Raw genomic sequence first — 19,201 nt, forward strand, 5'->3', positions numbered from 1 at the left:
CATCGGCCTGTCACTGCGCTACCGCGTCCCGGTGGTCACCGCATGGTCGACGCCGGGTGCGGCGATGCTGGTCGTCGGTGCCGGTGGCGCGTCTCTGTCTGAAGCTACCGGTGCGTTCCTGCTGGCGGCGGTGCTGGGCATGCTCGTTGGCTTCTCCGGGGTGTTCGCCCGGTTGATGAAGCGCGTGCCCATGGCCTTGGCCGCGGGCATGCTGGCCGGTGTGCTGCTGCGCTTCGGCCTGGAGGTATTCGTGGCAATGAACACCCAGCGCTTACTGGCGTTGGCCATGTTCGCTACCTGGCTGCTGGGCCGCCGCCTGTTCCCTCGTTATGCGGTGATCGCCACCCTGCTGGTCGGCATCGCCATCGCCGCCAGCCAGGGTCTGCTGCATGCACAACAGGTGCACCTGCAGCTGGCCGTACCGCAATGGGTCACTCCTTCGCTGTCGTGGACGGCGATGGTCGGTATCGCCCTGCCCCTGTTCGTGGTCACCATGGCCTCGCAGAACATCCCCGGTGTGGCGGTGATGCGCGCCTCCGGCTACGACGCGCCGGTGTCGCCGGTGATCGGCTGGATCGGCGTGGTCAACACGCTGCTGGCACCCTTCGGCGCCTATGCACTGAACCTGGCGGCCATCACTGCGGCGATCTGCATGGGCCGTGATGCCCACGAGGATCCGGCACGGCGCTACACGGCGGCGATGGCGGCCGGCGCCTTCTATATCGTCATCGGCCTGTTCGGGGCCACCGTAGCGGCCCTGTTCGCTGCCTTCCCCAAGGAACTGGTGGCCTGCGTGGCCGGTATCGCCCTGTTCGGCACCATCGGCAACAGCCTGGCCAGTGCATTGGCGGTGGAGCGCGACCGCGAGGCCGCGCTGGTCACCTTCCTGGTGACCGCCTCGGGGATGACACTGGCCGGTATCGGTTCTGCGTTCTGGGGCCTGGTCGCCGGGACGCTCTGCCTGTGGGTGCTGCGGCCGCGGCAGGCCAGCTGAAGGAATCAGCCGGCCAACACGGCCCCGACGATGCCCAGGGTGACGGACACGGCGATGGCGATCACAGCACCAATCACGCTGGTATCGCCACGTGCTGCCAGCGTGCTGCGCACCGCAGCCTCGTTGTCCGTACTGAGCGACTGGGCGCGTGCGATCTCCCGCTGGCAATGCTGCAGGTACCAGCTGTTGGCAAAGACACCCACGGTAACGCTCAGGCCCAGGTTGATCACCAGCGACAGGGCATCCGGCACTTCGATGAAGGCCTCGATCGCGCTGGATGCCACCAGCACGCCGACCCAGATGGCGGCCATGCGGTACATCTTCCGGTACATCATCCAGATCACGCCAAACAGGAACCCCGGCCAGTGCCAGGTGCCCGCCGCGTTCGCGGTGCCTTGGTCCAGGCGCCAACGCTTGCGATAGATCGGGAAGTTGCCGCCGACAATGGCTGCATACAGACCCAACTGGCCGGTCAGTCCGGCGCCCAGTGGAATGACATCGGGCGTTGCCGCTGCGGTCGGTGCGCGGTATGGGTCATGGCTGGACGCTGCGGCGACGGCGGTCTCACTGGCAGGCGGTGCTGCCGGGCCGTCGGCGACGCCGTCGGCACCCGACGCTGGCGCTGCAGTCGACTGCAGCGACTGCAGCGGCTGCCAGCCAGCCATGCCCTCGCACCAGAGCAGGGTGTGGCCGGTGATGACGCCGTCCTGCTGCAGCCTCTGCAGGCCAGCCAGGTCCACTGGGCCTTCACTCTTGCCGTGGCGGGCGTAGTACCACTGTGCTTCCTGCATTGAAGATCTTCCTGTGTGGGTGTTGCGCGGTTTACAGGGATGCGCTGGACAGCGTCTGCACCAGCGTGTGGCGATCGCCGGGGGCGATGGTGATCACATCCGGCCCGGCGTTGGCGGCTTCCAGGCAGACGTAGTCGCGCCAACCGTCACCGACATCGGCCATCTTCGCGGCAGCGTCGGCGCCAGGGTTCCATGCCACCAGCGAGCGGCTGCCTTCGGTGCGGATGTCGATGCGGCGCTTGAGCACCGGGTCGCGCAGCACATAGTGCCCGCCGGCCTGGGTGTAGATGCGGTCGCTGCGGCCCGGATCACGCGGATCACGCAGCGACCAGGGGCCCTGCTGGCGGCGTGACTGGGCGTAGTTCTCGAACTTGTCGAGGTAGTCCAGGCCATCGACGCCGTCGACGTCGACCTTGCTGGCGTCACCAACACGGAAGTAGTTATGCAGCGCCTGGGTGATGGCGGCCGGGGCCTTGCCGGTGTTCTCGGTAACCAGCTGCTGGCGCAGTTCACGGCCGATACGGACGGTCATGGTCAGGCGCAGGCCGAGGTTGTCCAACGCGGGTGGGGCCAGGGTCAGTTCGACGCTGCCATCGTCGAGACGGCGCGCCTGCTGCAGTTCCCAGGGCAAGGTGCGCACGAAGCCATGGGCCGGCACGTCATCGCCCTGCCCCTGGCGGCCGAAGTACGGCCAGCACACCGGGCTGCCACCGCGGATGGGCGTAGGCAGTGCCGCGCGCTTGGGCGAGAGCCACATCACATCGGGTTGGCCCTTGGGCACGAACGAGAGCAGTTGGCCGCCGAACACACTGATGGCGGCGGTAGCCTGCGGGGTTTCCACCAGCCAGGCATCGAGTCCCTGGAACTGGCCGCTGCTGACGCCCTTTATCTGTTGCACGCTGGATCGACTCCGGATGGCCGGCGACTGCACGGCACTGTAGTTGGTGGGAAGGCTGAAGCGGGTGGGTGTGGCCGGAACCTTCGCCTGCGGTCCGCTCTGCAGCGCGCGCAGGATGCGCTGGCCGGCGCGACCATCGGCGTCGGCCCAACCGAGCCGGCGCTGCTCGACCTGGATGGCGCGACGGCTGGCGGTACCGATCATGCCATCGGCGGCGCCGATGTCGTGGCCGCGCGCCAGCAGCAGGGTCTGCAGCTGGCGGCGCTCGTCGCGGCCAAGACCGGGATCATCGGTGGGCCAGGCCGTCACCAGTCCATTACCCCCGCGCAGGCGATCGGCCAGGGTGGCGATGGCCAAGGCATAGCTCTCGGCCGCGTTGTAGCTGTAGATCGCGTCGTAGTTGCGGAACACCAGCAGCGCCGGGCCCTTGTTGCCGGCCGGCAGCAGCAGCGCGGCGCGTGCATCGGCGGGCAGGCCGGCCGGCGCCAGCGCGCTGCCGTCCAGGCCGGTCACGCCCAATGCGCGCCAGTCGGCCAGTGCGCGGCGCTGGGTGCGGCCGGCCTGGCTGGCGTTGAAGCCGGTGGGGACGCGGACTTCCATGCCCCAGGGTTCGCCGGTTCGCCAGCCGGCACGCTTCAGATAGTTGGCGGTGGAAGCCAATGCATCGGGAATGCTGCCGACCAGATCGCGGCGGCCATCGCCATCACCATCAACGGCAATGCGTGCGTAGGTGCTGGGCATGAACTGGGTGTGGCCGAAGGCGCCGGCCCAGGAACCGGTCAGACCCTGCGCCTGCAGGTCACCCTTGTCGATGAGCTTGACCAGCGCCAGCAGTTCGCCGCGGAAGAAAGGTTGCCGTCGGCCGGCACAGGACAGCGTGGCCAGCGACTGCAGCAGCGGACGCTTGCCGAACACACGGCCGTAGTCGCTCTCCACACCCCATACGGCGACGATGGTGACTGGATCGACGCCGTACTGCGCCGATACGCGCTGAAGTAGATCGCGGTGCTGCTGCAGCATGGCGCGGCCGTCGTCCACGCGCTGGCGATCGACCAGCGCGGCCAGGTAGTCCCAGATCGGTGTGGTGAACTCCGGCTGCGCGTCGAGCAGCGGCAGCACGGTGGGATCGGGCTGCAGTCCGGCGGTGATGGCCGTGAAACGGTCAGCGGCAATGCCCTGGGTGGCGGCAGTCGTCTGCAGGCCCGCCATGCAGCGGGCGAACGCGGGATCAGCGGTTGCCGCGGCTGTCGGCGGGGCCGCCGCTGGCACGGCAAGCGCGGCGGCGAGGCCGAGCGTGGTCAGAATGGGCATGGCGTACTCCGTGTTGCCGGTGCTGGAGCCATGGTAACGCGGAGGGGCGGCCAGGTTGGTCGTTGCTGCCGGCCAGCGGCCGGCACTACCGGTGGCTACGGTGCGGGGCGCAGCAGGCGCAGGCCGTACGCAGGATGGTCAGCGTTCCAGTGCGCCACCACCTCCAGCCCTGCCTGCTGCAGCAGATGGCCGAAGCTGGCGTCGGTGTACTTGTGGCTGTACTCCACGCGGATCGGTTCGCCCGCGCTGAAGTGGAAGGTGCGGCCGTCGAGATGGACGTCCTGCTCGCGCTGGCTGACCAGGTCGGTTTCGATGCGCAGGCGCGCAGTGCTGTAACGGGCCTGGTGACGGAAGCCGTCGAGATCGAAATCGCTGCCGACCTCGCGGTTGAGGCGCGCCAGCAGGTTCAGGGTGAAGGCGGCGGTGATGCCGTCGGCATCGTTGTAGGCGGCCTCGATCAGTGCCGGGTCCTTGTGCAGGTCGATACCGACCAGCGCCAGGCCGTCCTTGCCCATCGTCTGCCGCATTGCGCGCAGCAGCGCGATCGCGTCCTCATCAGCGAAGTTGCCCAGCGTGGAGCCCGGGAAGAACAGCAGCCGGCGCGCGGCAGGCCGGTCCGGCACGGGAACCTGCACCGGCCGGGTGAAGTCGGCACACACCGGCAGCATTTCCACCTCCGGCAGCGCCGGGGCCAGGTGGTCGATGCTGGACAACAGCGCCGCGCGCGAGATCTCGATGGGGGTATAGGCCACCGGATCCTGCAGAGCGGCCAGCAGGCGGGCGGTCTTGCGGCCGCTGCCACTACCCAGTTCCACCACATGTACGCGCGGCCCCACCGCCTGCGCGATCTGCGGCAGTACCCGATCCAGCAGGGCCAGCTCGGTGCGTGTGGGGTAGTACTCGCGGGTGTGGGTGATCTGCTCGAACAAGCGCGAGCCGCGCGCGTCGTAGAAGTACTTGGAAGGCAACTGGCGTGAGGCGTGCGACAACCCCGCCACGGCGTCGGCAAGGATCTGCTGGCGGCCGGGGGTGAGGTCGGTCAGCGCCTGCAGCGCATCCTGGACGGTACTCATGAAAGATCCCTTGCCAGGCGCAGGCCTGAGAACTGCCACCGCGCGGGTGGCATGAAGAAGTTGCGGTAGCTGGCGCGTACATGGCCGCGCGGGGTGGCACAGCTGCCACCGCGCAGTACCCACTGGCCACACATGAATTTGCCGTTGTACTCGCCGAGGTTGCCGGCGAAGGGACGGAAACCGGGGTAAGCGCCATAGGCGCTGCTGGTCCATTCCCACACGTCGCCGAACAGCTGGCGCAGTCCGTCGCCCTGCCCTGCCATCGGGTGCAGATGATCGTCATCGGCGAAGTGGCCTGCGACCGGCTGCGTGGCGGCGGCTGCTTCCCATTCGAATTCGGTGGGCAGGCGGGCGCCGGCCCAGCGTGCGCAGGCATCGGCTTCGTAGTAGCTGAGATGACAGACCGGTGCGTGCGGATCGAGCTCGCGCCAGCCACCCAGGGTGAACTCGCGCAGCAGGTCGTCATCCCAGTACAGCGGATGCTGCCACTGCTCAGCCTCGCGCAGTGCCCAGCCTTCGCTCAGCCACCAGCGCGGATCACGGTAGCCGCCCGCGTCGATGAAGGCGCGGTACTCGGCGTTGCTGAGGGGGCGTTCAGCGATGGCATGCGCAGGAAGCAGCACGCGATGCACGGGCGATTCATTGTCATAGGCGAAGGCCGCGCGCTGCGGCCAAGCGGACGCACCGATGCTGACGATGCGTTCGCCCTGTTCGACCCAGCCCTGCGCGCTGCCGGCGCTGACGGCGACGGGCAGGTCATCGCGATACGGTGGCTGCAGCGGATTGCACCAGAAGGCGTGCTTGATGTCGGTGAGCAGCAGCTCCTGGTGCTGCTGTTCGTGGTGCAGCCCCAGCTGCAGGTGCTGCAGGGCATCGCTGCCGAGATCGCCGTCGCGCAGTTGTGCCAGCACCTGCGCATCCACGTGTCGGCGGTAGGCGTGCACCTGCTGCAGCGAGGGTCGCGACAGCAGACCGCGCTGTGGCCGTGCGTGGGCGGGGCCGAGACTCTTGTAGTAACTGTTGAACAGATAGTCCCAGGCCGGATCCCAGGGTGTGTAGCCGGGCCGGCTGGCGAGCACGAAGCGTTCGAAGAACCAAGTGGTGTGGGCCAGGTGCCACTTGGCCGGGCTGGCATCGGCCATGCTCTGCAGCAGGGCGTCTTCGGGGCTGAGCGGTGCGGCCAGCTGCACGCTGCGCCCCCGCACGTGGGTGAAGTGGCGGGCGAGGTCATGCTGCGGGGCAGCGACGGCGGCGGGTACGCTGTCCATGCGACCAGCTTCGGCCGCGGCCGGTGAGCGCGATGTCATGGCCCGGTGCCATGCTGTTCACATCGGCGCCCGCGCATTCAATAAGGGCACCGTTCAAGAAGGGCACCGTTGCGCCGCTAACGGCAGTGCTGCGGCCGCGTCGTGACCGCGCTGGAATTCCGTGTGGCCCATCATCCGCTCCGACAGCCTGTGCACTACCTGTTCGTGCTGCCCGCCGTGCTGGTCGCGCTGGTGCTGTGGGCGAGCCTGGAAAACGATGATGTCGGCCGCGCCGGGCAGCGCATCCTGCCCTGGCTGCTGGCCTGCCTGGGTGCAGGGCTTGCGCTGCTGTACAACCAGGTGCGCACGTTGTGCCTGTTGCTGCTGGTGGCGCTGGCCTTCGCAGTGCTGCACCAGGACCTGGGGCACTACCTGCGCGATGGCCGGGTAACGGCGCTGACGCCACTGCGCTTCCACGCGATCTCGACCTGGCTGCCGTTGTTGTTCGCCGCCCATGCGCTGTGGCCCGAGCGCGGGCGCCGCCGCCAGGACCTGCTGCTGAGGGCCACGATCAGCGGTGTTGCCGTGGCGATCTTCATCCTGCTTGCTGCACAGCAGCCGCAGGGCATGCACGACCTGCTGTCGAACCGGCACTTCCCATGGCTACCGAGCGACTGGAACGCGCTGGCGCAGCTGCCCGCCGTGTTGTTCCTGCTGGCCACCGCTGCGCTGGGATGGCAGGCATGGCGCCAGCCACGGCCGCTGCATACGGCCATGCTGCTGGCCCTGCTGTGCCTGTGGTGGATGCTGCCGCGGATCTTCCTGCAGCCGGTACTGCTGCCGGCGCTGAGCGTGGCGGCGCTGCTGCTGATGTTGGCGGCGACCCTGCAGGAGTCCTTCCACATGGCCTTCGGCGACGAGCTGACCGGCCTGCCCGGCCGCCGAGCATTCAACGAAACCCTCAAGCGCGCCACCGGCACCTACAGCATTGCGATGATCGACGTCGATCATTTCAAGAAGTTCAACGACACCCACGGTCACGACACCGGCGATGACGTGCTGAAACTGGTGGCGTCACGGTTGTCGCGGGTGGGCGACGGCGGCCGCGCGTTCCGATATGGCGGCGAGGAATTCGCGGTGGTTTTCCTCGATCGCCCGGCATCGGCCTGCGTGGATGCGGTGGAGGCGCTGCGGCAGGGCATCGAGCAGAGCCGGATGCAGCTGCGCGACCGCAGCACCCGCAGCCGTGACGATACGCTCGGCCAGCAGCAGCGTGGGCGCGGCGGTGGCGGTGCGGTGGTGCAGGTGACCGTCAGCATCGGCCTGGCCGACAGCCGGGTCGATCCGCGCCCTGCCGGGGTGGTCAAAGCGGCCGACCAGGCGCTGTATGCGGCCAAGGAGGAAGGCCGCAACCGCGTGTGTGCGCATGGCGGCCAGCGCGTGCTGGCCGTGCGCGGCAGCCACGCTCAGACGGCGTCGAGGTAGTACCAGCGACCCTCGACCCGCAGGAAGCGGCTGTGCTCGGTCATTTTCACTGCGCTGCCGCCGCCGACGCGGTAGCGGGCGGTGAAGCGGACCTCGGCGCTGTCGGTGCCGGTCACCTGGTGATCCTGCACGGTCAGGCCCAGCCACTGGGTGCGCTGGCCGGGGGCATCATCGAGCGTCAGTTCTGCGGGACGGGTATGCGGATGCCAGGTGGCACGCAGGTAGTCCGGCAGATGGCGCACATAGGCGCTGTAACGCGAGCGCATCAGACGCTCGGCATCGGGCGCGGCGTCGCCGGCATGGAAGCGACCGCAGCAGGCGGCGTAGTCGGCGGCCAGGCCACAGGGACAGGGATCGGGGGCGGTTCGGCTCATGCGGGTATTGTCGCGTGGGCGAGGGCAATGTGACAGGCGTATGCTGTCGCGCCCTCACTTCGATCGAGCGCCGTGCTGGAACTGATTCCTCCTGAGTTGTGGTGGCTGGTGGTGATCGCCTTCGTTGCCGGCCTGGTCGATGCGGCCGTGGGTGGCGGCGGACTGGTGCAGTTGCCGGGCCTGTTCACGGTGCTGCCGCAGCAGACGCCGGCGATGCTGTTCGGCACCAACAAGTTCAGCTCGATGTTCGGCACCGGCGCGGCGGCATGGCGCTATGCGCGCAACGTGCGCTTCCCGTGGAAGCCGGTGCTGTTCGCCGCCGGTACGGCCTTCGTGTTCTCTTTCCTTGGCGCTACGGCGGTCAGCCTGCTGCCCAAGGACGCGGTGCGGCCACTGGTGCTGGTGCTGCTGGTGGCGATGCTGGCCTACACGCTGTGGAAGAAGGACTTCGGCGCGCTGCACCGGCCGCAGGAGATCGGCCGCCGCGAGCTGGTGATCGCGCTGGCGATCGGTGCGGCGATCGGTTTCTACGATGGCTTCTTCGGGCCCGGCACCGGCAGCTTCCTGATCTTCCTGTTCGTGCGCTTCTTCGGGCTGGACTTCCTGCGTGCGTCGGCAGCCTCGAAGGTGGTGAACCTGGCGACGAACGTGGCGGCGATCTCGTTCTTCGTGCCGACCGGCAACATCCTGTGGCTGTTCGCGCTGCCGATGGCAGCGGCCAACATCATCGGTTCGGTGGTGGGCACGCGGTTGGCGCTGAAGGGCGGCACGCCGTTCATCCGCAAGCTGTTCGTGGGCTTGGTGGTGGTGCTGATCGCGCGGATGGCGTGGGATACGTTCCGTAGTTCGTGAATGAGCGTCGCGACCTGGTAGGTGCCAACCTGGGTTGGCACGCGGTTTCCGGTCGCGGAGAGCAGCCGAGCATGGCTTGGCTCTACAGGTTCACATGATGATTCCGGCCGCAAGCGCCGCCGGGCATGGCCCGGCGCTACCACAGGCCGAGACGGTCAGGCCTCGGCTTCTTCCGGTTCGTCGGCCTGCTGGCGGCTGCGCTCCGGCAGCTTCAGGCGCTTGCCTTCTTCGTCGTACTCGATGAGCAGCACGCCGGAATCGTGGCGGCCGCTGATCTCGACGAAGCAGGCGCCACCGATGAACGGCTCCAGCGTCATCACCGATTTCAGCGGGGTGGCGACCACCATCTGGAAACCGAAGTTGTCGAAGATGTTCATCGCCAGCGCGGTGAACTCGTTGTCGGCCTTGTCGAAGGCTTCGTCGAGCACGACCGCGGCATAGCTGGGCAACTGGCTGTCGGCACCGCCGAGCTGGTAGCGCAACGCCGCCGCCAGGCAGGTGGTGGCCAGCTTCTGCCGCTGGCCACCGGACTTGCCGGCGCCACTGCGGTAGATCTCGACCTGCTGGCGCGTTTCCACGTCCAGCTCCACGCCGATGAACTCCACGTGCAGGCGCACGTCCAGCACAATCTCACGCCAACGCTTGTCCTCGCCTTCCTGCGAGCCCAGCCGGTTGACCAGCTGGCGCAGGACGGTGAACTGCGTTTCGGCGACGTCGCGCTGCTCGGTCTGCTGCTGCGACAGCACCTCGCGCAGCTGTTGGTGGAACTCCTGCACTTCCGGCAGGCGCCGGTCGTTCAGCTCGATGGTCAGCAGGGTGCCACGGTTGAAGGGCACCTGCTCCAGGCTGGCGTTGACTTCGTCCAGGCGCTGGCCGATCGACTTGCGGGCCTCGGCACTGTGCCGCTGCAGCGCCAGCAGGTTGTTCTTGCTCTGGTTCTGCAGCAGGTCGAAGAAGCGTTCTTCGTGCTGCGGCAGGCCATCGCGTTCAAGGCGCTCGAGGCGAGCGAGGAAATCCTCGGCCGAGGCCACCGACACGGTGAAGTCGCCCGATTCTTCCGGCCACTGCTGGATGAAGCGACGGAAGCAGCCCAGCAGCAGGTTCTCGACGCGGTTGACGTCCTGCTGCGAAGACGACAGCTGTTCGTTCAGCGCGTTGCTGACCTGGCGCATGTGCGCCTCCAGCGTTTCCAGGCTGAGCGGGCCCTGCTCCTGCAGGCGCTCGGCCAGGCCGGCTTCCTGGTCTTCGGCCAGTGCCGGCAATACCAGTGCACGGCTCTGCTGGCGGGCCCGGTCCAGGCGGTCGCGTTCGCGCACCAGCTGGCCGCGCTCGACGCGGGTGTCTTCGTAAGTGCGGCGGGCCTGCTCGATATCGGCGCGGGTGGCGTCGATCTGCTGGGCGATCCTGGCCAGGTCGGCATTGCCTTCGCGCAGGGCGTGCAGGCTGGCCTCGATGTCGGCCAGGCGCTGTTGCGGCGCGGCGACGTCGATTTCGTTCCAACTGATGCCGACCAGCTGGTGGCAGGCCAGGCGACGTTCGTTGTCGCGGTCACGCTGGCTGCGCAGGCGCGCGATGTCGGTATCGCAGCTGGCGATACGGGCGGCCAGTTCCTGCGCCTCCTTCTCGAAAACAGCGAGCTTGTCGCGGTTGCTGAAGCCCAGCAGCCAGCGGCGGCGATCGTTCACCGCACTGCGGTCATCCTTCTCGAAGCGGTCGCCCGGATGCTTGACCTGGCCTTCGCGGGTGATGCCGCGGTCGACGTTGCGCAGCTGCTTGGCGTCCACGCATTCGTAGTCGAAGCGCTTGCCCAGCTCGCGGCGCAGCCAGCCTTCGAACACGTGGTCGCGCAGTTCCAGCTTGTGCAGCAGCGACTTGGCGGACGGTTCGCGGGCGAACGCCTCATCATTGCGACGCACGCGGTAGTAGGTGAAACGCATGCCCAGGTGGGTACGGTTCACCCACTCGGCCACCTCGTTGTAATGCTTGTCATCGACCAGCAGCGACTGCGCGAAGCCACCGAGCACGCGCTCGATCGCGCCCTGCCAGCTCTGCTCTTCCGAGCGGACTTGGATCAGTTCGCCGACGAACGGCAGGGCCGCTTCGGAGATACCCGTTTCTTCGGCCAGGCGCGCACGCAGCTTCTGCATCGGTGCAGGAATGCTGGAGGGCGTGCGCTGCATCGCCTCCAGTTCGCCACGCACTTCGGAGAAGCGGCGCTCGTCGTCGCGCTTGCCGCCCAGCCGTTCGCTGATGGCATCGTCCAGAGCGCTCGACGCGCGCTGACGGTCTTCCAGTTCGGACTGCGCCTGCTCAAGCAGCTCGGCGAAGCCATGTGCATCCTCGGGCAGCGCGGCCTGCAGCTTCTGTGCGGCGTCACGCGCCTGTGCCTGCTTGGCCAGGCGGCGATCACGTTCGGCTTCGGCGCGGCCCTGCTCGCGTTCCAGCTCCTCGATGCGCTCACCACCCTGCTGGCGGCGCTGCAGTTCCAGCTCGGCCAGGCGTTCGGTGTGGTTGTCCAGCGCCGCACGACGCTGCGCCTCTTCACCCAGCAGGCCGCGATCACGCGTGTCCATCTCGCGCAGGCGCGCTTCGATCAGCAACTGGCGGCGGCTTTCGCGGAAGCTGTCGATACCGAGCTTGAGCGCTTCGTCGTCGCCGCGACGGCGGCTCATCGCCTGCAGGTCGCCGTAATGTTCGCGCGCCGGCTGCAGGGTTTCGACCTGGCGCCGCGCGGTGACCACGGCCTGGTGCGCGCCATCGAGTTCGGCGAAATCGCTGACCAGTCGTTCGGCGGCGTCGAAGGTCTTCGGCGTGTCGAGCATGAAGTCGCGCAGGAAGACGTTCAGGTCACCCAGGTTCTTCGCCGACTGCGTCTTGTGCAGCAAGCGCAGCGCCATCTCGTTGTCGATGCCGAGCAGGTGGCGGAAGCGTTCGGCGTAGCCGGAGAACGTATCGAAGTGATGGACGTCGGCCAGCTTCTGCTTGAGCTTGCGCAGGTCCAGGTCGAAACCGCCCAGATCCTTGGCGATGTCGAACGGACGCTCGGCGATCATGTAGTGCTTGCGCACGTCACCGGCGGAGGTGCTGCTGCCGGCAATCCACAGCAGGCGTACCAGGCTGACCACGCGGCCATCACCGGCGCGGTACTCCAGCACCAGCGCGGTCCAGGTGGCGCCCTTGCGCAGGTACTGGGTGGCGATTTCGCCGGTGCCACTGTCCTGCTGGTCGGCCCACGCGCCGCGCACGTAGGACACCAGGTTGCGGTCGCGGCCGCTGCGTTCGGCTTCTCGCGCAGCGGCGTTGAAGTCGACGATGGCCGGTGGCGTCAGCAGTGCGGACATGGCATCGAGCAGGGTCGACTTGCCCGAGCCGGAGCGGCCGACGAACAGGAAGCCGCGCTCGGCGATCGGCACTTCGGTCAGGCCGTTGAAGGTGCCCCAGTTGTGCACCTGCAGGCGGCGCATGCGGAACTGCTGCAGGCGCGGGTCCGGCAGGCCGTCGTTGAACAGGGCGGGAGTGTGCTTGGAAATGGCCATGCGGTGCTCGGGTCTCTCAGGCTTCAGCGGCCGGGGTTTCGCGCAGCTGGCGGTAAACCGCCGACAGCTGGGATACGTCTTCGGCGGAGAACAGCAGCTTCAACGCCGGCGAGACTTCGTGGCGGTCTTCCTGGCCGCCGAGGCGGGTCAGGATGTGGTTGTCCTTCATCTTCTGCACCGCCGAGGCGACGCGGCGGTTGAAGCCGGCGCGATCGGTGGACAGGTTCTTCTCGTAGATGGCCAGCGCTTCGGCCATTTCGGCGTCGGCGACCACGGCGCGGTTGCCGCGTGCATCGGCTTCGCCCAGCTGCTGGCGCAGGTACAGCAGCAGCACCGAATCGATGAAGGTCAACGGCGAGGTGCGCAGCAGTACCGGTGCATCGACGTCCTCGGTGTCGGCCTGGCGGGTGAACGCCACGCCACTGTCACGGTCGAGCACCAGTTCCAGGAACAGGTCCGACAGCGCCGAACGGATGCCGGCTTCGCTGCGGATCAGTGCCGGCCACAGCTTGGCGTGGCGCAGCTGGTCGATGCTGGGGCCGATCAGCAGCTGGCACAGCGCGCGGCGCGCATCCAGCGGCAGGCGGCCGGTATCGCCCATGTAGTAGACGTCGTTGCCGCGCCGCGGCTGGGCCACGGTCGCCACCGGCTCGGCCTGGTAAGCGTCTTCGGCCAGGTCGGCATGCGGTGCGTCGATGGGGTCTTCATGCCAGCTCATGGCGTCTCTCCTGGGTAAACCAAACCAGCGGTATGCGGGCGCGACGGATCTGGCCGTCGCCACCACGCCATTCGGCAAGCTCCTGCTCGCCGGCGATCACGCTGCCAAAGCGCGTGCCCAGCGAGAGGTAACCGATGACACTGCCCAGCCCCTGCGGCGCTTCGCGTTGCGACAGGGCCTGGGCGATGCTGAGTTTCGGCTGCGCATCGAGCAGGTCGTGCAGGTCGCGGCGCAGGGTACGGAAATCGATTTCCGACGACGCCACCAGGTCGCCCACGCTTTCCAGGCTGATGCTGGCCGCATCGTTGTACTCGACGTTGCCATCGACTTGGGCGCTGCGCGGGTCATGCAGCTTCCACTGCGACCACGAGCGCAGGCGGCTGGTGGTCAGCTGCAGGTCGCGCCCGATGGCGCGCTGCGCCGGGAAGTCATCGCGCAACGCCAGTGCTTCGGACTGCGCCTGCTTCAACAGCTGGTTGAGGCGGCGCTGCTCCAGGTAACCACGGCTCTGCACGAAACCGCGCAGGCTGCGCGCGAAGTTCTGCAGCACGTCGTGCACCTGGCCACCACGCTCGAGCATGGTGCTGGTGAAGCCACGCAGGAAGTTGCGCTCGTTGCGGTCCAGCCGACGGGCGAAGCCGCGGGCCAGCAGGGTCTCCAGCGCGGCATCAAGCTGGGCGCTCTGTTCGGCGTCGTTGAGCAGGCGCCAGAAGGCCTGGAAACTACGGCCCGCGTCGCTCTCGCCGATCACGTCCACGCCCTCGAAGAGCTTGGACAGCACGTCGCCGCGCTCGCCCTCGTCATCGATGATGCGTTCGCGGAAATCACGATTGAGCTGTTCGAAGTCGTCGCGCACGCGGCGGAAGTCTTCGGTCAGTTCGTCGGCCAGGCCGATGATCTGCCGCGTACGTTCCAGCGCACGCTTGCCGTCCAGGGCCGTCACACGACCAGCGCCGACACGGGCGATCTCGGCATCGATGCGGTCGCGCTCGTCGCGCAGTGCGGACAGGCGTGCGTCCGGATCGGCCTCGGTCTGCGCGGCCAGCTGCGACAGCTGTTCGATCACCAGTGCCAGACGGCTCTCGGTGGCGGCCACGCGGGCCTGCTCCATGCTGTCGGCGAAGCGGATCGCCTGCAGCGCCTGGGTCGAGAGCTCGTACTGCTCCTGGTCGGCGCCTTCGGGCAGCCGGCGTTCCAGCCAGCCCTGTGCCAACCAATGGGCGACGTAGGCCTGCGCGGTCCGCGGCAGCTCGCGCGACAGCTCGTCACCGTTGAGTTGGTCCAGCGCGCGCTGCAGGCGCTCGTTGAGGACCGATGCAGGCAACGTGCGATCGCCGTCCATCAGCAGGCCCTGCAGCAGGCCGATGATTTCCGGTGCGTGGTCGGCGGCGAGCAGCTTCCATTGCGGCTGTTCGCGCAGGTGGCGGTAACGGGTGATGCGTTCGCGGTGCTTCATGCAGCGAGATCGGTCGGATGGGCGCGGCGGCCAGCGCGCGCGCGCAGGCGCGGCGCAGGCACGGCGAAAGCGGCGGCCACGCGCGGCCGCCACCGGGAGGCGACGGCGCTCAGCGCTTGCCGCCCACTTCGATGAAGCGCAGGAACTCGGCGCGGGTGCGGGCATCCTCGCGGAAGCTGCCCAGCATCTTCGAGGTGACCATGCTGACGCCACGCTTGTGGATGCCGCGGGTGGTCATGCACTCATGGGCGCCTTCGACGACGACGCCGACACCGACCGGCTGCAGCACATCCTGGATGCACTGGGCGATCTGCGCGGTCATCTTTTCCTGCACCTGGAAGCGGCGGGCGTAGGCTTCGACCACGCGGGCCAGCTTGCTGATGCCCACCACCTTGCCGGCCGGCAGGTAGCCGACGTGCACGCGGCCGATGATCGGCGCCATGTGGTGCTCGCAGTGGCTTTCGTATTCGATGTCGCGCAGGACGATCAGTTCGTCGTAGCCGGCCACTTCCTCGAAGGTGCGTTCCATGTAGGCGCGCGGGTCGTCGCGGTAGCCGCTGAACCAGTCGCCATAGGCTTCAGCCACGCGGCGCGGGGTATCCAGCAGGCCTTCGCGGGTGGGGTCCTCACCGGCCCAGCGCAGCAGGGTGCGCACGGCATCCTCGGCCTGGATCTGGGTCACATCGCCCTGCGGGGCGGCCTTTTCGTTGTTCTTGCTCATTGCATACAGCGCCCGAACGGGGGGCGAGCATCGTACCCGACCGGGGGGGGGGTCGTCCTCTGGGGACGGTTCATCGGGGGTCGTGTTGGCGCGTCGTTGCTATCGGTTGGGAGGTTGAGAGGGGACTGCGCAGGACACGCCGTAAACCCGTCCTTGGGGGCTCGATGGCGCCATCCATGGCGCCAACGGTCCTGCGCAGCCCCCTCTCAACCTCCCTGACAGTTTCCTGCGGGCGCGGCCGGACCGCCCGAAAGCAGGGACAAGAGCTGGGGTTCATGGCTTCGGAAGCGGCGCGCCGCTGCCCTGGTGGGTGCGGACCGTTGGTCCGCACTGCTACTGCCCTTGCCTTTAAAGAGCCAACCCTCCGCGCTCGCGGGGTGATGGGTGGGTGGTGGAGGGCCGGGCGGGGCAGGACCGTGAGGCGCATGGATGCGCCGATCGAGCTTACAGGGACGTACTTGCAGCGTGTCCTGCCCCGCCCGGCCCTCCGCCGCCCGAGCCGACACCCAGCAAGCGCAACGCTTTCCTCACTACACCCCACCCATTCAGCAAAACCTATTGATAGGAATGAAATTAGTAGTATCCTATCTATTACTTATGGACCGACCCCTCGACGAGCGCACCGTGCTGCAGATGCAGCTCAGCTCCGGCCTGCTGTACGCAGGGCGGCAGTGGCAGCGCCTGGCCGACAGCCGGTTGGGCAGCTACGGCATCTCCACCGCCTGCACCATGCCCCTGCTGATGATCGGCCGCTCCGGCGGTGGCATCCGCCAGGTCGCGCTGGCCCAGCAGCTGGGCATGGAAGGTCCGTCGCTGGTGCGCCTGCTGGACAAGCTCTGCGCCAGTGGGCTGGTCCGCCGCGAATGCGATGCCAGCGACCGCCGCGCCAACCTGTTGTGGCTGACCGAGGAAGGCCAGGCGCTGGTGCGCGAACTGGAAGATCAGTTGATCGGCCTGCGCCAGGACGTGTTCGGCGAACTGTCCATGGATGAACTGCATGCCGTACTGAAGGCATGGCGCCTGCTGGCCGAGGCTGCCGACCGCATCACGTAAGCCCGCTGTCCGTGAACACCGCCGCTGCCGTGCATGCGCCAGCGGCTTTTGCCCGTTGCCGTTGTTTCGTTGTACCTCCCCCCTCCCCCTCCTCGCCCCCGCCCTTTCCGATGCCCGGTGAATTCAGTCTCCACGGAGTGTTCGTCCCGACCCTGCTCGGGTTGATGGTGTTGGCCTATCTGGTCAACAGCGGCCTGCACGCGCTGCTGCAGCGTGCCGGCGCCTATCGCCACGTATGGCACCCGGCGCTGTTCAACCTGGCCTTGTACGGGATCGTGCTGGGCCTGCTGTTCCACCTCCTGCGTTGGATGCAATCGTGAACAAGATCGTGAAGAAAACCCTGCCGGTGCTGCTCACCTGTGCAGCCGTGATCGTCGCCCTGCTGGTGCTGCGCCAGCTGTGGGTCTACTACATGGATGAGCCGTGGACCCGCGATGCGCACGTTGGCGCCGACGTGGTGCAGGTGGCGCCGGATGTGTCCGGCCTGGTCGAAACGGTGCAGGTGGCCGACAACCAGGCAGTGAAGAAGGGCGACCTGCTGTTCGTGATCGACCGCGCGCGCTACCGCATCGCGCTGGAGCAGAGCCGCGCCAGCCTGGCCGAGCGCCAAGCGTCGGTCGCGCAACTGCGCCGCGAGATCGGCCGCGACCGCAGCCTGCAGGATCTGGTGGCCGCCGAGGACGCCGAAGTGCGCCGGGCCAAGCTGCAGGCGGCTCAGGCCGCACTGGCCACCGCACAGGCCGCGGTGGACCTGGCCGAACTCAACCTGGCCCGCACCGAAGTGCGCGCGCCGGCCAATGGCCGGGTCAACGACCGCACCATGCGCGTGGGCGACTACGTGGTGGCAGGCAAGCCGGTGCTGGCGCTGCTGGATACCGGTTCGTTCCGCATCGATGGCTACTTCGAGGAAACCCGCCTGCGCGGCGTAGCCCCGGGCCAGCGCGTGGACATCCGCCTGATGGGCGAGGACACCCCTCTGCACGGCCATGTCGAAAGCATCGCCGCCGGCATCGAGGATCGCTACCGCAGCAACGGCAGCAGCCTGCTGCCGAACGTGACCCCGGCCTTCGACTGGGTGCGGCTGGCGCAGCGCATTCCGGTGCGTATCGCCATCGACGAAGTGCCTGCCGGGGTGGAACTGATCGCCGGGCGCACCGCCACGGTGACGGTGGACACCGGCCGCCACGTGCAGAACAAGAAGGCCGGCGCTGCGCCGACACAGGCGGGCCTGTGAACGCCGCCCTGCCCCGCCTCGGCCTGATCATCGCCCTGGCCAGCCTGGCCGCGTGCAGGACCGTCGGCCCGGATTACGCCCTGCCGGAAGGCTCGGCGTTCAAGCGCCCGCAGGCAAATGCAGCCTTCATCGACACCGATAACCCGCAGGTGGCCGCCAACCAGGCGCTGCCGGCACGCTGGTGGTCGCTGTACAACGACCCGGTGCTGGATGGGCTGATCACCCAGGCTCTGCGCGACAACGTCGAACTGAAGGCGGCCGACGCGCACCTGCGCCGCGCTGCGGCGGTGTACGAACAGGCGATGGACGCCGGTGGCTTCGAGTACGAGGCCGAGGCCGGGGTCAGCCGCGCACAGTTGTCGGCCGAGTCGTTCCTGCAGGAGCACGAGCTGCCGGTGATCAACCTGGCCGACGGCAAGTTCGCGGTCAGCTACCAGTTCGACCTGTTCGGCAAGCTCAAGCGCGGTGCCGAAGCGGCGCGCGCCGATGAACAGTCGGTAGCCGCCGCACGTGACCTGGCCCAGGTGAGCGTGGTGGCCGAGGTGGCCGACAGCTATCTGGAGATCTGCCACGCCAACCATGAGCTGCATGTGGCCGAGCACTCGCTGCAGCTGCAGCAGCGCAGCCGCTCGGTCACCCAGCGGTTGATCAGCGCAGGCCGCGGCACGCCGCCGGAGCTGGCCCGCGCCAATGCGCAGGTGGCCCTGTTGGAAGCCGCGCTGCCGCCGTTGCGCGCGCAGCGTTCGGCCGCGGCCTATTCGCTGGCCGCCCTGCTGGGCCAGACCCCCGGCCAGCTGCCGGCCGGGGTGATCGACTGCGCGCACGCACCGACCCTGGCCCAGCCGCTGCCGGTCGGTGATGGCCGCGCCCTGCTGCAGCGCCGTCCCGACATCCGCCAGGCCGAACGCAAGCTGGCCTCGGCCACCGCGCGGATTGGTGTCGCCACTGCCGAGCTGTACCCGGACATCCGCCTGGGCGCCTCGGTCGGCGCCGCCGGCCTGCTGGAAGACTTCGGCCAGCCGATGACCCAGCAGTGGTCGTTCGGCCCGCTGATCTCGTGGACGCTACCGTCCTCGGGCACGCATGCACGCATCCACGCCGCCGAGGCTGGCGCCGATGCCGCGTTGGCCGAGTTCGACCATGCCGTGCTGCAGGCGCTGCGCGAAACGCAGACCGCGCTGGACCGCTATGCGCAGGATCTGCGTCGCCTGCAGTCGTTGAAGGTGGCGCAGGAGCAGGCCGCGCTGGCCGCAGAGCAGAACCGCCGGCTGTACCAGGGCGGCCGCACGCCGTACCTGTCCAGCCTGGATGCCGACCGCAGCCTGGCCAGCAGCGATGCCACCCTGGCCGCGGCCGAGGCACAGGTCTCGCGCGACCAGATCCACCTGTTCCTGGTACTGGGCGGTGGCTGGCAGGACAGTGCCGCTGCCACGGCTGCGCCGACGGCGGCGAGGTAAG

At 68.2% G+C, this 19,201-nt stretch carries 16 protein-coding genes (1 of these 16 running past the window's edge); 7 read left to right on the plus strand and 9 right to left on the minus strand.

Features of this window, described 5'->3' with window-relative positions; genetic code table 11:
* On the plus strand, nt 1–994 hold the 3' portion of the coding sequence (locus AC13GI_RS11000; protein WP_205406413.1) for a benzoate/H(+) symporter BenE family transporter. 194 nt of this gene lie to the left of the window's left edge; 994 of the gene's 1,188 nt are visible here — the last part of the coding sequence; its start codon lies off the left edge, out of view; the stop codon is at nt 992–994.
* A 5-nt stretch (nt 995–999) separates the two neighbouring features.
* On the opposite strand, the gene AC13GI_RS11005 is transcribed toward AC13GI_RS11000, so the two are convergent.
* From AC13GI_RS11005 to egtB, 4 genes are all read right to left on the minus strand, one after another.
* Nucleotides 1,000–1,785, minus strand: coding sequence for a DUF2628 domain-containing protein (locus AC13GI_RS11005; protein ID WP_380658289.1), 786 nt, complete (start codon nt 1,783–1,785; stop codon nt 1,000–1,002).
* A gap of 31 nt (nt 1,786–1,816) precedes the next feature.
* The gene (locus AC13GI_RS11010) at nt 1,817–3,994 is read right to left on the minus strand and encodes a lytic murein transglycosylase (protein ID WP_482996285.1); all 2,178 of its coding nucleotides are present in this window, start codon (nt 3,992–3,994) and stop codon (nt 1,817–1,819) included.
* 95 nt (nt 3,995–4,089) lie between these two features.
* Nucleotides 4,090–5,067 (minus strand): L-histidine N(alpha)-methyltransferase, encoded by a 978-nt coding sequence (gene egtD, locus AC13GI_RS11015; RefSeq protein ID WP_482996286.1) that lies wholly within the window; start codon nt 5,065–5,067, stop codon nt 4,090–4,092.
* The gene (egtB, locus tag AC13GI_RS11020; RefSeq protein WP_482996287.1) at nt 5,064–6,335 is read right to left on the minus strand and encodes an ergothioneine biosynthesis protein EgtB; all 1,272 of its coding nucleotides are present in this window, start codon (nt 6,333–6,335) and stop codon (nt 5,064–5,066) included. Before egtB ends, egtD begins: the two co-directional genes overlap by 4 nt.
* Before the next feature lie 162 nt (nt 6,336–6,497).
* Between egtB and AC13GI_RS11025 the strand changes: the two genes are divergently transcribed.
* Nucleotides 6,498–7,799, plus strand: coding sequence for a GGDEF domain-containing protein (locus AC13GI_RS11025; RefSeq protein WP_380658292.1), 1,302 nt, complete (start codon nt 6,498–6,500; stop codon nt 7,797–7,799).
* Here the strand turns inward: AC13GI_RS11025 and AC13GI_RS11030 are convergent.
* Nucleotides 7,781–8,173, minus strand: coding sequence for a YchJ family metal-binding protein (locus AC13GI_RS11030; protein ID WP_482996288.1), 393 nt, complete (start codon nt 8,171–8,173; stop codon nt 7,781–7,783). The genes AC13GI_RS11025 and AC13GI_RS11030 overlap by 19 nt on opposite strands.
* A 72-nt stretch (nt 8,174–8,245) precedes the next feature.
* On the opposite strand from AC13GI_RS11030, the gene AC13GI_RS11035 reads away from it, so the two are divergent.
* Nucleotides 8,246–9,025 (plus strand): sulfite exporter TauE/SafE family protein, encoded by a 780-nt coding sequence (locus AC13GI_RS11035; RefSeq protein WP_428706802.1) that lies wholly within the window; start codon nt 8,246–8,248, stop codon nt 9,023–9,025.
* A gap of 155 nt (nt 9,026–9,180) precedes the next feature.
* On the opposite strand, the gene AC13GI_RS11040 is transcribed toward AC13GI_RS11035, so the two are convergent.
* The 4 genes from AC13GI_RS11040 to folE form a co-directional block, all read right to left on the minus strand.
* Nucleotides 9,181–12,561, minus strand: coding sequence for an ATP-binding protein (locus tag AC13GI_RS11040; RefSeq protein ID WP_482996289.1), 3,381 nt, complete (start codon nt 12,559–12,561; stop codon nt 9,181–9,183).
* Between the two features lie 16 nt (nt 12,562–12,577).
* Entirely contained in the window at nt 12,578–13,279 is a 702-nt protein-coding gene (locus AC13GI_RS11045; RefSeq protein WP_025875661.1) for a DUF4194 domain-containing protein, read from the minus strand.
* Entirely contained in the window at nt 13,266–14,735 is a 1,470-nt protein-coding gene (locus tag AC13GI_RS11050; protein WP_099821647.1) for a DUF3375 domain-containing protein, read from the minus strand. The genes AC13GI_RS11045 and AC13GI_RS11050 overlap by 14 nt, the downstream gene beginning before the upstream one ends.
* Nucleotides 14,736–14,844: 109 nt before the next feature.
* Nucleotides 14,845–15,456, minus strand: coding sequence for a GTP cyclohydrolase I FolE (gene folE, locus AC13GI_RS11055; RefSeq protein WP_380658279.1), 612 nt, complete (start codon nt 15,454–15,456; stop codon nt 14,845–14,847).
* Nucleotides 15,457–16,053: 597 nt separating this feature from the next.
* Between folE and AC13GI_RS11060 the strand changes: the two genes are divergently transcribed.
* The 4 genes from AC13GI_RS11060 (at nt 16,054) to AC13GI_RS11075 (ending at nt 19,200) form a co-directional block, all read left to right on the plus strand.
* Complete coding sequence (locus AC13GI_RS11060; protein ID WP_025875653.1) at nt 16,054–16,509, plus strand: MarR family winged helix-turn-helix transcriptional regulator; 456 nt, start codon at nt 16,054–16,056, stop codon at nt 16,507–16,509.
* Nucleotides 16,510–16,619: 110 nt separating this feature from the next.
* Nucleotides 16,620–16,829: a DUF1656 domain-containing protein gene (locus AC13GI_RS11065; protein WP_025875651.1), complete on the plus strand. Its 210-nt coding sequence runs from the start codon at nt 16,620–16,622 to the stop codon at nt 16,827–16,829.
* Nucleotides 16,826–17,743, plus strand: a complete 918-nt coding sequence (locus AC13GI_RS11070; protein ID WP_482996290.1) for an efflux RND transporter periplasmic adaptor subunit — start codon at nt 16,826–16,828, stop codon at nt 17,741–17,743. Before AC13GI_RS11065 ends, AC13GI_RS11070 begins: the two co-directional genes overlap by 4 nt.
* The gene (locus AC13GI_RS11075) at nt 17,740–19,200 is read left to right on the plus strand and encodes an efflux transporter outer membrane subunit (protein ID WP_380657534.1); all 1,461 of its coding nucleotides are present in this window, start codon (nt 17,740–17,742) and stop codon (nt 19,198–19,200) included. Before AC13GI_RS11070 ends, AC13GI_RS11075 begins: the two co-directional genes overlap by 4 nt.
* The last annotated feature ends 1 nt before the right edge of the window (nt 19,201 follow it).

This window comes from Stenotrophomonas sp. 82F1, assembly GCF_056861525.1.

Excerpts from the sequence above, each read along its gene's own strand:
- AC13GI_RS11005 (WP_380658289.1), bottom strand. The coding sequence starts at position 1,785 with ATGCAGGAAGCACAGTGGTACTACGCCCGCCACGGCAAGAGTGAAGGC.
- AC13GI_RS11010 (WP_482996285.1), bottom strand. The coding sequence starts at position 3,994 with ATGCCCATTCTGACCACGCTCGGCCTCGCCGCCGCGCTTGCCGTGCCA.
- egtD (WP_482996286.1), bottom strand. The coding sequence starts at position 5,067 with ATGAGTACCGTCCAGGATGCGCTGCAGGCGCTGACCGACCTCACCCCC.
- egtB (WP_482996287.1), bottom strand. The coding sequence starts at position 6,335 with ATGGACAGCGTACCCGCCGCCGTCGCTGCCCCGCAGCATGACCTCGCC.
- AC13GI_RS11030 (WP_482996288.1), bottom strand. The coding sequence starts at position 8,173 with ATGAGCCGAACCGCCCCCGATCCCTGTCCCTGTGGCCTGGCCGCCGAC.
- AC13GI_RS11040 (WP_482996289.1), bottom strand. The coding sequence starts at position 12,561 with ATGGCCATTTCCAAGCACACTCCCGCCCTGTTCAACGACGGCCTGCCG.
- AC13GI_RS11045 (WP_025875661.1), bottom strand. The coding sequence starts at position 13,279 with ATGAGCTGGCATGAAGACCCCATCGACGCACCGCATGCCGACCTGGCC.
- AC13GI_RS11050 (WP_099821647.1), bottom strand. The coding sequence starts at position 14,735 with ATGAAGCACCGCGAACGCATCACCCGTTACCGCCACCTGCGCGAACAG.
- folE (WP_380658279.1), bottom strand. The coding sequence starts at position 15,456 with ATGAGCAAGAACAACGAAAAGGCCGCCCCGCAGGGCGATGTGACCCAG.
- AC13GI_RS11060 (WP_025875653.1), top strand. The coding sequence starts at position 16,054 with ATGGACCGACCCCTCGACGAGCGCACCGTGCTGCAGATGCAGCTCAGC.
- AC13GI_RS11065 (WP_025875651.1), top strand. The coding sequence starts at position 16,620 with ATGCCCGGTGAATTCAGTCTCCACGGAGTGTTCGTCCCGACCCTGCTC.